The organism is Luteimonas sp. TWI662 (assembly GCF_039673825.1).
GTDB lineage: Bacteria > Pseudomonadota > Gammaproteobacteria > Xanthomonadales > Xanthomonadaceae > Luteimonas.
Map to the genome: position 1 here is coordinate 12409 of NZ_JBDJMI010000021.1, position 12066 is coordinate 24474.

A 12066-nucleotide genomic window follows, 5' to 3' on the forward strand; every position below is an offset into this window, starting at 1 on the left:
ATGGCCCGATGCGCGCTGGCGACCGCGCTGGCCGTGCTCGCGGTCGGCTGCGGGCGCGATATCACCAGCGAGCCGGGCGGCGCGCCCAATCTCGAGGTCTGGGTCGACGAGGTCAAGCAGCGGCCGGCGCCGCCGCTCGAGCCGCTGCCCGTCATGCAGCAGTTCGAGACCTTCGAATACTCCGCCCAGGGCATCCGCGACCCCTTCAGCAACGCGTTCACCGACGTCGACAACGGCAGCGGGCTGCGGCCCGATTCGAACCGTCGCAAAGAGATCACTGAGCAGTTCCCCCTCGACAGCATGGCGATGGTCGGCACCATGAATACCGGTGCCCGGATGCTCGGGCTGGTGCTGGCGCCCGATAAGGTGACCTACCGCATCGCGCCGGGGAACTACCTGGGGCAGAACGATGGCCGTGTCACATCGGTCACCGAGAATCGTATCGAGCTCGTCGAGCTGGTGCCCGACGGTGCCGGCGGCTGGCTGGAACGCCCGGCTTCGCTCGCGCTGAACGAAAAATGATGAGGAAAGCAAGATGACCGTGAGCAAAGCGGGAAGCCCGCGGGCCGCAAGGACGTCGGCACTTCACGCCGGCGCGTTCGGCCTCGCCCTTGGCATGTTGGCGGCGTTCGGCGGCGTGCAGGCCGCGCAGCCGGCCACACCGGCGTCGCTGCTGCCTGCGCTGCAGGCATCGGCGGGGGCGGCGCACACCGGCGTGTCGGTAACCGATCTCGATTTCAAGCGTGGAGACGGCGGCTCGGGCAAGCTGATCCTGCGCTTCGACGGCGAGGGCGCCGCGCCCGACCTGCGCACGCAGGACGGCAATGTCGTCATCAACCTGGGCAGCGCCACGTTGCCGGCGCAATTGCAGCGCCCGCTCAACGTCGTCGACTTCGCCACCCCGGTGCAGCGCATCGACGCGCGCCAGGGCGGCAACGGCGCGCAGGTCGTGCTCAGCGCGCGCGGCGAGTTCGAGCCGATGGCCTACCAGAGCGGTCGCGACTACATCGTCGAGATCGTGCCACGCGCCGCCTCGAGCGATCGTGCGGTCGGGGCCTCCACCGCCGCCGCCGCGATGGGACAAGCGGCGACCACCGTGTCCGATGCGCGGGCCTACAGCGGCCGGCCGGTGACGTTCAACTTCCAGGACGTGCCGGTGCGTACGGTGCTGCAGCTGATCGCCGACGAATCCGACCTCAACATCGTCGCCAGCGACAGCGTGGCCGGCAACGTCACCCTGCGTCTGCAGAACGTGCCGTGGGACCAGGCGCTGGACATCGTGCTGCAGGCCAAGTCGCTCGACAAGCGCCGCAGCGGCAATGTGGTCTGGGTCGCCCCCCAGGCCGAGATCGCCGCGTTCGAGCAGGCCAAGGAAGATGCACGCCTGGCGATCGAAGAGCGCGCGGAGATGACCACCGAGTACATCCCGATCAGCTACGGCAATGCCGAGGACATCGCCAAGCTGCTGACCGAGGAAAGCAAGAACGGCACGGGCGCCAACGTCAACAACACCGCGGCCGGCACGTCGCAGCAACGCGGCTTCCTGTCGATGCGCGGCAGCCTGAGCTTCGACCGCCGCACCAACACGCTGCTGGTGATCGACATCCCCTCGCGCGTCAACGAGATCCGGCGCCTGGTGAATCTGCTCGACAAGCCGGTCGACCAGGTCGTGATCGAGGCGCGCATCGTGATCGCCAACGAGTCGTTCGCACGCGATCTCGGGGCGCGCTTTGGCGTATCCACGGCCAGGCGCGTCGACGATCGCGTCGATGTTGGCGGCAAGTTACCTATTGGCCAAGATGGCTCTGTCGGTGTCCCTGGCGGCCTGAATGTGAACCTGCCGGTGACCGGCAGCGCCCCGTCGCTGGCCTTCACGATCCTGGGCAACACCATCAACTGGGCGGTCGAGTTGCAGGCGTTGCAGACCGAGCAGCGTGGCGAGGTGATCTCCAATCCCCGCGTCGTCACCAGCAACCAGCGCGAAGCCACGATCAGCCAGGGACAGGAAGTCGGCTACATCACCGTGACCGGCGGCCAGAGCAACAATGTCCCGACCGTGCAGTTCAAGGACGTGCTGCTGGAGCTGAAGGTCACCCCCACCATCACCAACGACGGCCGCGTGTTCCTGGCGATGGACATCAAGAAGGATGAAATCGTTGATTATGTCGAGTACCAGGACGTCGGCAAGGTGCCGCTGATCAGCAAGCGCAACGTGACCACCGCGGTACTGATCGACGACGGCCAGACGGTCGCGATCGGCGGCGTCTACGAGTTCACCGATCGCGCGTCCTTGTCGAAGGTGCCGTTCCTCGGCGACCTGCCGATCCTGGGCAACCTGTTCAAGAGCCGCGGCCGCACCAAGGACAAGGCCGAACTGCTGATCTTCGTCACCCCGAAGGTCATGCGCGTCGCGCAGCGCCCGATCGGCTGATCGCCGCCGCCGCGCATGTCGCCACGGGGCCCGAAAGGGTCCCGTTTTCATGTCCGGCGGCTGACGCGCGCGGACCCGCGGCTTGAACCCCGCCCCCCGGTTCGGGTCACACTGTCTGGCGGCGCAACGGGCGCCGGACACAGGGAACCTGATGGAGCATGCGGTCGAACAACCGGGGCAACTGCAGGCGCGGTTCGTCGCGCTGCGCGAGGCCCTGAGCGAGGAGATCGTCGGTCAGCCCGCGCTGGTCGACCGGTTGCTGGTGGCCTTGCTGGCCGATGGTCACCTGTTGGTGGAGGGCGCGCCGGGCCTGGCCAAGACCAGTGCGATCCGGGCGCTCGCGGCGCGGCTCGATGCTGATTTCGCGCGATTGCAGTTCACGCCCGACCTGCTGCCCGCCGACCTGACTGGGACCGAGATCTGGCGTCCACAGGAGGGCCGGTTCGAGTTCCAGGCCGGCCCGATCTTCCATCCGCTGCTGCTCGCCGACGAGATCAACCGCGCGCCGGCGAAAGTCCAGTCCGCGCTGCTCGAAGCGATGGGCGAGCGCCAGGTGACGGTCGGTGGCCGGACTTACCCGCTGCCCGATCCCTTCCTGGTCATGGCCACGCAGAATCCGATCGAGCAGGAGGGCACGTTCCCATTGCCTGAGGCGCAACTCGACCGGTTCCTGATGCATGTGCGCGTGGGCTATCCCGATGCCGGGGCCGAGGCGCGCATCCTGCAGTTGGCGCGCGACCGGGCGCTGGCCCGGCTCGATGCACGGCCCGAGGCGGTCGATCGGATGCCGCTCGCGGCGCTGTTTGCGGCGCGCCGGGCGGTGCTCGCGCTGCATGTGGCGCCGCCGGTGGAGCGGTATCTGGTCGAGCTGGTCCTGGCTTCGCGCGATGCCGCGCCCTATGACGCCGCCCTTGCCGCCCGCATCGCCTGGGGCGCCAGCCCCCGCGGCTCGATTGCGCTCGAACGCTGCGCGCGGGCCGTGGCCTGGCTCGCCGGCCGCGACTTCGTCACGCCCGATGATGTCCGCGCCGTGGCCCCGGACGTGCTGCGGCATCGCATCCTGCCCAGCTACGAGGCGACCGCCGAGGGCTGGGACGGCGAGCGCCTGGTCCAGGCCTTGCTCGACCGCGTCCCGTTGCCCTGACGGCCGGGATCGGAAGGTCGTGATCGGGCATTCGGCAATGCGGGACGCGGACGGGGCCGTGGACACGGCGGCCGGCGTGCGCCCGGCGCTGGCCGAGCTCATTGCCCTGCGCGCGAGTGCCACGCGGCAGGGGGCGGCCCTGCGCGCGCATACGGGCCTGCGCCAGCAGGCGCCATCGCCGCTGCGTGGCCAGGGCATGGAATACGCCGAGTCGCGCGAGTACGTAGCCGGCGACGATGCGCGCCACATCGATTGGCGCGTGACCGCGCGCACCGGCCGGCCGCATACCAAGGCCTTCCAGACCGAGCGCGAACGGCTGACCTTGCTCGTGGCCGATACCGCGCCGACGCTATACGTGGGCAGCCGGGTGCGGTTCAAGTCGGTCCAGGCCGCGCGCGCGGCGGCGGTCGCCGCCTGGGCGGCCGTGGCCGACGGCGATCGCATCGCCGCCCTGCGCGGCACGCATGACGAGGCGCCGGTGCCGCCGGCATCGGGCAGTCGCGGTGCGCTGCGTGTGCTGCATGCGCTCGCGCGCTGGTACGCCGCGCCGCCTGCGGGCGATGCCGGTCTGGCGGTCGCGCTCGATCATGCCGGGCGGCTGCTGCGGCCTGGCGCGCGCCTGCTGGTGCTGGCCGATGCCGCCAGTATCGCGACCGTACCGGCGCAGCGCTGGCCGGCGCTGGCCGCGCACAACCAGGTGCTGGTGGTGTTGTTGACCGATCCACTGGAACAGGCGCCGCCACATGCGCGGCTGCGCCTTGCCACCGCGTCGGGGCGAGTGGAACTCGATCTGCGCGACGGGGCGCAGCACGCGCGCTGGCAGGCGGCGTTCGCCGAGCCGATCGCCCGGGCCCAGGCCACGCTGCGTGCGGCGCGCGTGCGCTGCGTGCTGCTGTCGAGCGAGATGCCCAGCGATGTGTGGTTGCCGGTGTTCGGCCGGCCGAAGGCGGCCTGACATGGCGGTGCCCGATCTGGTGTTGCGCGACATCCACCTGACCGCCGCCCCGGGCTGGTGGCCGCCGGCGCCCGGCTGGTGGTGGCTCGCCGCGGCGGTCGTGGCGGTACTCGCCGTGGTGGCCGGCCTGCGTTGGCGGCGCGCGCGCCGGCGCCGCGCCTGGGTGCGGCTGTTCGATGCCCAGGTCGAGGCGGCGATCGACGCGCCTGCGAAGATCGCCGCGATGTCGGCGCTGCTGCGCCGGGCGGCGAGGCGCGTGCGTCCCGATGCCGACCGGTTGCAGGGCGATGCCTGGCTGGCGTTCCTGGACGAGGGCGAAGGCCCGCCGGTGTTTGCCGACGGCGCGGGGCGCTTGCTGCACGACGGCGGTTTCCGGCGGACGGTCGATGGCGACGTGCTCGATGCACTGCACGCCGCGGCCCGCCTGCGCTTCCTGGCGTTGATGGCGGCGGGGCGATGAGCCTGCCTGCGGCTGCGGATGGACTGCTGTCGGCGTTCGCCTGGCCGTGGATGCTGCTGGCCTTGCCGTTGCCCTGGGCGCTGCGGCGCTGGTGGCCGCCGGTCCGCAGCGAAGGCGATGCACTGCGGGTGCCGTATGTCGGGCTCGACGCGATCGCCGCACCGACCGCCGGCCGGGGTGGCGCGCGGGCGTCGTGGCTGTTGTGGGCGGCCTGGGCCTTGCTGTGCATTGCGGCGGCGCGTCCACAGGGCGTCGGCCCGCCGGAGCACCCGCCGCGGACGGCGCGCGACCTGATGTTGGCGGTCGACCTGTCGGGCAGCATGAGCGAAGAGGACATGGTGATCGGACGGCGCGCGGTCGACCGACTCACGGCGGCCAAGGCGGTGATCGCCGACTTCCTCGAGCGCCGGGCGGGCGACCGGATCGGGCTGATCGTGTTCGGGCAGCGCGCCTATGCAGTGACGCCGATGACGTTCGATCGCGACAGCGTGCGCCAGCAGTTGGACCGGACCGTGGTCGGGCTGGCCGGGCGCGAGACCGCGATCGGCGATGCGATCGCGCTGGCGGTGCGACGACTGCAGGACGGCGAGGGCGACCGCGTGTTGGTACTGCTGACCGACGGCGTCAGCAACGCCGGTGCGCTGAGCCCGCAGAAGGCGGCCGAACTGGCGCGCGACGCTGGCTTGCGCGTGCATACCATTGCCTTCGGCAGCGACGAGGACGGCTTGCAGATGCTCGGCTTCCGTCTGCCCGGCGGCGGCGAGCCGGCGATCGACGAAGCGGCGCTGCAGGCGATCGCCGAGACGACCGGTGGCCGTGCGTTCCGGGCCCGCGACACCGAATCGCTGGCCGGCATCTATGCCGAGATCGACCGGCTCGAACCGGTCGAGACGCCCGGTCCGGCACTGCGTGCGCGGGTGGAACGCTATCCGTGGCCGCTTGCGGCCGGTTGCGTGCTCCTGCTGCTGGCGCTGGTGCCGCGCGCCTGGCGGTTGCCGATGCGGGGCGCGCGATGAGCGGCGATTGGCCCGACGTGGTCTTCGCCCGGCCGGCCTGGCTGTGGGCTTTGCTGGTGCTGCCGCTGCTGGCCGGTGTCTGGTGGGCGCGTCGGCGCGGCGAGGATACCTGGCGGCAGACGGTCGATCCGCATCTGCTGCCGCATCTGCTCGAGCGCCGCCCCGGCCGGCGCGGGCTGCTGGCGCTGGCTGCCTGGCTGTGCGCGGGCCTGCTCGCGGTGCTGGCGCTGGCGGGCCCGGGCTGGCGCCAGGTCGACGTGCCGTTGGCGTCCGTCGCCGCGACGCCGCTCGTCGTCGCGCTGGACCTGTCGTCGGCGACGACGGCGACCGACCTGCCGCCGTCGCGCCTGTTGCAGGCACGCGCCAAGCTCGCGCGGCTGCTCGCCCTGCGCCAGGGGCCGGTGGCGCTGCTGGTCTATGCGGACGATGCCTACATGGTGGCGCCGCTGACCGACGATGCCGCGAATGTCGCGCTGTATCTCGATGCGCTCGCGCCCGACATCATGCCGGTGGACGGCCAGCGCGCGGATCGCGCGATCGAGCAGGCGACGCGATTGTTGCGCCAGGGCGATGCGCAGCGCGGCGATATCGTGCTGCTGACCGACAGCGCCGACCGGGCCGCGGTGCGCGAGGCTGCGGCCGCGGTGCGAATGGGGTACCGGGTCTCGGTGCTGGGCCTGGGCAGCGCGGACGGCGCGGCCTATCGCGATCGCGATGGTGCGCTGGTCCATGCCCGTTTGGATGCCGACGCATTGCAGGCGTTGGCGACCGCCGGCGGTGGGCGCTGGCATCGCGTGACCGCCGACGACGGCGATCTCGACGCGCTCGGCCTGCGCGAGGCCCGCGCAGACGGGGCCGGCGCCGCAGCCGACGACGACACGCAGGCCCGGCGCATCGCCGACCAGGGCTACTGGCTGTTGCTGCCGTTGCTGGCGCTGGTACTGCTGGCGTTCCGGCGCGGCGCCGCAGTCGCGGTGCTGGCGGGGGCGCTGGTCTGGCCGATCCTGCCGGCGCATGCCGCGCAGACGGCGCAGACGGCGCAGGCGCCGGTCGGTACGCCCTGGCGGCGCGCCGACCAGATCGCCCACGCGCAACTCGCGCAGGGCGCGGCGGCTTATCGCGACGGGCGGCACGAGGACGCACTGCGCGCCTGGGCCGGGCTGCCCGGCCCAGGCGCCGCCTACAACCGCGGCAATGCACTGGCGCGCCTGGGGCGGCTCGACGAAGCCATCGCCGCCTATGACGAGGCGCTGCGGTTGCAGCCGGACATGGCCGATGCGCAGGCCAATCGCGCCGCGGTCGAGGCGGCGCGTCGCCGTCAGCCGCCGCCCGGCGCGCGCGACGATCCGCGGTCGCCGCCACGCGACCAGCAGCGCCAGTCGGGGCGCCCGGATCCGGGCGACGGCCGGGCAGGCGATCGCGGCGCACCGCAGCCCGCACCGTCATCCGACGGCGCGCCACGCCCCGATACGCCGCCCTCGCCCCCCGACGCGACACCGCCTCCTGACGAGGCCGCGCAGCAGCGCACCGACCAGGCCATGCGAGAGCGCATGCAGCAGGCACTCGAAGACGCGGGCGAGGGTCGCCGGTCACCCGGCGACGCCATGCCTGCCGACCGGCAGGACGATGAAGCACAGCGTGAGCGCGAGCAGGCCAACCAGGCCTGGCTGCGGCGCGTGCCCGACGACCCGGGCGGGCTGTTGCGGGCGCAGTTCCGGATCGAACACGAGCGGCGCCACGGCGCGGAGGCACTGCGATGAGGACCGGAATGCGGACATGGCGTCAGGCCGCGGCGTTGGCGGTGCTGCTCGCTTGCATGGCCGGGAGCCTGCAGGCACAGACGCGTGCCTGGCTGGACCGCGACCGGATCGCGCTGGGCGAGACCACCACGCTCAATGTCGAGACCGACGAAGCCGTCGCCGTGCCCGATTGGAGCGGGCTGGCGCGCGACTTCGAGCTCAGCGGGCACACCAGCCGACGCCAGGTCGAGATCCGCAACGGACGCCAGATCGAGCGTGCGCTGTTCGGCGTGGCGCTGCGCCCGCGGCGCGAAGGCCGATTGACGGTCCCGCCGCTGCAGGTCGGGGGGGCGCGCACCGATGCCTTGTCGCTGACGGTCGGTCCGGCGCCGGTGCGCTCGGCCCGCGACGGGGCGGCCGCGTTCGTCGAGGCCGAACTCGAGACCGACACGCCCTACGTGCAGCAGGCGGTCGGCTACACCCTGCGCCTGCACTATGCGGTGCCGCTGGTCTCGGGCCAGCTCGAACAGCCCGAGCCCGAGGGCGCGTCGCTGCAGCGGATCGGCAACGACATCACCTACAGCCGCGAGTTCGAGGGCCGCCGCTACAACGTGGTCGAACGGCGCTTTCTGCTCGTGCCCGAGCGCAGCGGGCCGCTGACGATTCCGGGCGCGCGTTTCGAAGGGCGCGGCGCGGGCGGCGGCTTCTTCGACGATCTGTTCGATCGCGGGCCGCGCCAACTGTCGGCCAATGGCCCGGCGAGCGCGCTGTCGGTGCGCGCGATGCCCGGTACGGCGTCGCAGCCGTGGCTGCCGCTGCGGAACCTGGAACTGCGCTGGCTTGAGCAGCCCGAGCGCGGCCGGGCCGGGGCTGCGACCACGTTGACGCTGGAGGCGACCTTCGATGGCGCGGTCGGCACGCAGTTGCCCGACATCACCTTGCCGGCGCCCGACGGCGCGCAGGTGTTCGCCCAACCCCCGCAGTACGACGAGCGTTTCGACGAGGGACGTCCGCGGGTGCGCATGACCCGCCGCTTTTCGATCGTGCCGCGGGCGGCCGGCCCCTTGCGCGTGGCCGGGCCCCGCGTGGGGTGGTGGGATGTCCGCGCAGGCGCCGCCCGGACCAGCGCGGCCCCGGATCTGCGCCTGGAGGTGGACCCCGGCGATGGCGACACCGCCGACGCGCAGGCGGTGCCGCCCGCGCCGGGTCTGCCGGCCGTCTCTGGGGCGGACGCGGACGGCAGTCGACTCTGGCCGTGGCTGGCCGGCCTGTTCGCGTTGCTGTGGTTGGCGACCAGTGTCGTGGCCTGGCACGGGCTGCGCCGCGCGCGTGTCGGCGCGTGGGGGCTGGTCGCCGCGGTACCCGGCGCGGCTGCGGTGCCGAGGTCGCGGATCGTTGGGCCGTCGTTGGCGACCGTGTTGCAGACCGGGGATCCGGCCGAGGTCGAAGCGGCACTGCGCGCGCTGATCGATCCGCCGGCGGCGGATCTCGACGCGTTGCGGCGTGCGCTCGGTGATGCCGGCCAGCGCGATGCGCTCGCGCAGTGGCAGCGGGCGCGTTGGGGCGATGGCGACCTGGTGGCGGCGCGCGCCGCGCTGCGCCAGGCCTTCCGCACCGGCGCGGTCGCGGCCGGCCCGGTGGCACCCGATGATGAGGCCGGCCTGCCGCCGCTCTATCCGCGGCGTTGAGGCCCGCTTCCTGCTAGCCTCCGCTGCTTTCCTGCAGCGATCACGCCATGTCCCGTCCGCGCGCATCCGCCCGTCCCCGTCTGCCGCTGCACTGGAAGATCGCGATCGGGTTTGCCGCCGGATTGCTGCTTGGCCTGATCGCCCACTACACCGGCCTGTCGGCCTGGGCGCCGGCCGATCCGGCCTCGGCCGCCTGCACCGTCGCCGAGCCGGGCTGGCAGTGCCGGCCGCTGGTCGCGACGTTCGTGGCCTGGGTCACCGAGCCGCTCGGTACGCTGTTCCTGAGCCTGATCTTCATGCTGATCGTGCCGTTGCTGTTCTCGGCGCTGGTGGTCGGCGTGGCGGAAATGGGCGATGTCGCCTCGCTGGGGCGGATCGGCTGGCGCACGCTGGCGTGGACGATCGTGCTGTCGGGCTTGGCGGTGCTGCTGGGCCTGGTGATGGTCAACCTGTTCCGCCCGGGGGCTGGCGTCGACCCGGCGCTGGCGCAGCAACTGCTGGCCGAGAGCGCGCAGCGCACCGAGGCGATCGTCAGCGACAGCCGCAGCGGCGCCAAGGGCATGGAGATGCTGCTGTCGATCGTGCCGCAGAACGTGGTCGGCGCCGCATCGGACAATGCCAACATCCTGGCGCTGATGTTCTTCGCGCTGATGTTCGGCATCGGCCTGGTGCTGACGAAGTCCGAGGCCGCGGCCGCGCTCAAGCGCGGCATCGAGGGGTTGTTCGAGGTCTCGATGACGCTGATCGGACTGGTGATCCGCCTGGCGCCGATCGCGGTGTTCTGCTTCATGTTCAATCTGGCGGTGCTGTTCGGCTGGGACCTGCTGGTCCGCCTGGGCGCCTATGTTGCTGTGGTGGCCGGCGCGCTGGCGCTGCACATGCTGGTGACCTATTCGCTGGCGTTGCGCTTGTTCGGCGGTTGGTCGCCGCTGGCGTTTTTCCGGGGGGCGCAGGAAGCGATGCTGATGTCGTTCTCGACCGCATCGAGCAACGCCACGCTGCCCACGGCGCTGCGCGTGGCCGACGAGAATCTCAAGCTGCCGCGCAAGGTGTCGCGCTTCGTGCTGACGATCGGCGCGACCGCCAACCAGAACGGCACGGCGCTGTTCGAGGGCGTGACGGTGATCTTCCTGGCCCAGTTCTTCGGGGTCGACCTGTCGATCGGGCAGCAGGTGCTGGTGATGCTGGTCTGCATCCTGGGCGGGATCGGCACCGCCGGCGTGCCGTCGGGCTCGTTGCCGGTGGTGGCGCTGATCTGCACGATGGTCGGCGTGCCGGCCGAGGGCATCGGCCTGGTGCTGGGCGTCAACCACTTCCTGGACATGTGCCGTACGACGGTCAACGTGACCGGCGATCTGGGCATCGCGGCGCTGGTGTCGCGCGGTGAAGTCGATGGCCCGGAGCCGCCCGATAGTGTTTGAGGTGGGACCCAACGCCTTGCTCGTTTGATCGAGCGCGAGCCGGCCTTCGGCGATTACTCTGGCTCCGGAAGCAGCGTAGTGCCGTCCGGGGGTTACTCCTCGGCTCGGTCAGTCCGCGCCGCGGTCCGGCCCGGCGAAGCACGCCCGGCGTTTGTGCGGGCTGCGCGGCATGCCGCGCGAGCAGCCCACCCGCACCCATGACTGACTCGCCGCCGCGGACCATCCATTGTCCGCTCTGCCGCAACCCCCGGTCGACACTACGCGCTGAGGGTGAAAGATCACGTCTTCTTTCGAACGGAAGATACTCGTTCTCCACGAAGGCGCAGTCTGAAACGTCGCTGCAGCGGACGGGCGGACGGTGGCCGCGCCGAGCGCGCCATGGACGGCGCGCGCCCGAGTCAAGGCAGGGTGAGCATGGATGGCCTGCGCGGCACTGTCGCGCCTCCATGCGAACGCCACGCGTGCTTCGCGTGGCCGGACGCGCAGCGGCCTTGACCGAGGGGGAAGCGGCTTTTCGGCCGGCAGGCCGATGCCCTTCGGACGCTGCGCTCTCGTCTCAATCGCACAAAAACGCCCGGCGCTGCCGGGCGTTCTTGCGGGACCTGAGCGAGAAGCGCGCTTACTGGAGCAGCGAGCGCAGCATCCAGGCGTTCTTCTCGTGGGTCTGCAGGCGCTGGGTCAGCAGGTCCTCGGTCGGATCGTCGTCGGCATCGTCGGCGACTTCGAGGGCCTTGCGCGCGCTCCGGCAGACCGCTTCGTTGCCCAGGACCAGCTGGCGCACCATCTCGCGCCAGTCGGGCGACTTCTCCAGGCCCGGTTCTTCCTTGATCGAGCTGAGCTCGATGAATTCGGCATAGGAGCCCGGCGCGTTGTAGCCCAGCGCGCGGATGCGCTCGGCGATCTCGTCCAGCGCGTTCCACTGCTCGGTGTACTGGCCCTCGAACATCACGTGCAGCGCGTTGAACATCGGGCCGGTGACGTTCCAATGGAAGTTGTGGGTCTTCAGGTACAGCGTGTAGGCGTCGGCCAGGAACACCGACAGGTGCTGGGCGACCTGCTTGCGATCCGCGTCGCTGATCCCGATATCGATGGCCGGCGCGGTCGAGCGCGCATCGGGCGAGGCGACGGCGGGCGCCACCGACGAACGCTTCTGGCTGGACTTGGAGGCAGGTTGGGATTTGGCCTTGGCCATGGTCGACGACTCCTGTGGGA

10 protein-coding genes are annotated in these 12066 nt (G+C 71.5%); 9 read left to right on the plus strand and 1 reads right to left on the minus strand.

Going from position 1 to position 12066, the window contains the following annotated elements:
• The 9 genes from ABE488_RS13730 to ABE488_RS13770 all read left to right on the plus strand — a co-directional run bounded on the left by ABE488_RS13730 (nucleotide 1) and on the right by ABE488_RS13770 (nucleotide 10854).
• The gene (locus tag ABE488_RS13730; protein WP_346443095.1) at nucleotides 1-522 is read left to right on the plus strand and encodes a pilus assembly protein PilP; all 522 of its coding nucleotides are present in this window, start codon (nucleotides 1-3) and stop codon (nucleotides 520-522) included.
• Between the two features lie 94 nt (nucleotides 523-616).
• Complete coding sequence (gene pilQ / locus ABE488_RS13735; protein WP_346448941.1) at nucleotides 617-2431, plus strand: type IV pilus secretin PilQ; 1815 nt, start codon at nucleotides 617-619, stop codon at nucleotides 2429-2431.
• Nucleotides 2432-2582: 151 nt separating this feature from the next.
• The gene (locus ABE488_RS13740; RefSeq protein WP_346443068.1) at nucleotides 2583-3575 is read left to right on the plus strand and encodes a MoxR family ATPase; all 993 of its coding nucleotides are present in this window, start codon (nucleotides 2583-2585) and stop codon (nucleotides 3573-3575) included.
• A 37-nt stretch (nucleotides 3576-3612) separates the two neighbouring features.
• On the plus strand, nucleotides 3613-4530 hold the full coding sequence (locus ABE488_RS13745) for a DUF58 domain-containing protein (protein ID WP_346448943.1): 918 nt from the start codon (nucleotides 3613-3615) through the stop codon (nucleotides 4528-4530).
• A 1-nt stretch (nucleotide 4531) separates the two neighbouring features.
• A complete protein-coding gene (locus tag ABE488_RS13750) occupies nucleotides 4532-4990 on the plus strand; it encodes a DUF4381 family protein (protein WP_346448945.1) in 459 nt (152 codons plus the stop codon).
• Nucleotides 4987-6006 (plus strand): VWA domain-containing protein, encoded by a 1020-nt coding sequence (locus tag ABE488_RS13755; RefSeq protein WP_346443062.1) that lies wholly within the window; start codon nucleotides 4987-4989, stop codon nucleotides 6004-6006. Before ABE488_RS13750 ends, ABE488_RS13755 begins: the two co-directional genes overlap by 4 nt.
• Nucleotides 6003-7766, plus strand: coding sequence for a VWA domain-containing protein (locus ABE488_RS13760; protein ID WP_346448946.1), 1764 nt, complete (start codon nucleotides 6003-6005; stop codon nucleotides 7764-7766). The genes ABE488_RS13755 and ABE488_RS13760 overlap by 4 nt, the downstream gene beginning before the upstream one ends.
• Nucleotides 7767-7774: 8 nt before the next feature.
• The gene (locus ABE488_RS13765; RefSeq protein WP_346448948.1) at nucleotides 7775-9433 is read left to right on the plus strand and encodes a BatD family protein; all 1659 of its coding nucleotides are present in this window, start codon (nucleotides 7775-7777) and stop codon (nucleotides 9431-9433) included.
• A gap of 47 nt (nucleotides 9434-9480) precedes the next feature.
• The gene (locus ABE488_RS13770) at nucleotides 9481-10854 is read left to right on the plus strand and encodes a dicarboxylate/amino acid:cation symporter (RefSeq protein WP_346448949.1); all 1374 of its coding nucleotides are present in this window, start codon (nucleotides 9481-9483) and stop codon (nucleotides 10852-10854) included.
• Between the two features lie 619 nt (nucleotides 10855-11473).
• Here the strand turns inward: ABE488_RS13770 and ABE488_RS13775 are convergent.
• Nucleotides 11474-12046: a Dps family protein gene (locus ABE488_RS13775; RefSeq protein WP_346443054.1), complete on the minus strand. Its 573-nt coding sequence runs from the start codon at nucleotides 12044-12046 to the stop codon at nucleotides 11474-11476.
• Nucleotides 12047-12066: the final 20 nt, after the last annotated feature.

Bases quoted from the DNA above. Each gene is read 5' to 3' on its own strand.
- ABE488_RS13730 (WP_346443095.1), top strand. From the start codon at position 1: ATGGCCCGATGCGCGCTGGCGACCGCGCTGGCCGTGCTCGCGGTCGGC.
- pilQ (WP_346448941.1), top strand. From the start codon at position 617: ATGTTGGCGGCGTTCGGCGGCGTGCAGGCCGCGCAGCCGGCCACACCG.
- ABE488_RS13740 (WP_346443068.1), top strand. From the start codon at position 2,583: ATGGAGCATGCGGTCGAACAACCGGGGCAACTGCAGGCGCGGTTCGTC.
- ABE488_RS13745 (WP_346448943.1), top strand. From the start codon at position 3,613: ATGCGGGACGCGGACGGGGCCGTGGACACGGCGGCCGGCGTGCGCCCG.
- ABE488_RS13750 (WP_346448945.1), top strand. From the start codon at position 4,532: ATGGCGGTGCCCGATCTGGTGTTGCGCGACATCCACCTGACCGCCGCC.
- ABE488_RS13755 (WP_346443062.1), top strand. From the start codon at position 4,987: ATGAGCCTGCCTGCGGCTGCGGATGGACTGCTGTCGGCGTTCGCCTGG.
- ABE488_RS13760 (WP_346448946.1), top strand. From the start codon at position 6,003: ATGAGCGGCGATTGGCCCGACGTGGTCTTCGCCCGGCCGGCCTGGCTG.
- ABE488_RS13765 (WP_346448948.1), top strand. From the start codon at position 7,775: ATGCGGACATGGCGTCAGGCCGCGGCGTTGGCGGTGCTGCTCGCTTGC.
- ABE488_RS13770 (WP_346448949.1), top strand. From the start codon at position 9,481: ATGTCCCGTCCGCGCGCATCCGCCCGTCCCCGTCTGCCGCTGCACTGG.
- ABE488_RS13775 (WP_346443054.1), bottom strand. From the start codon at position 12,046: ATGGCCAAGGCCAAATCCCAACCTGCCTCCAAGTCCAGCCAGAAGCGT.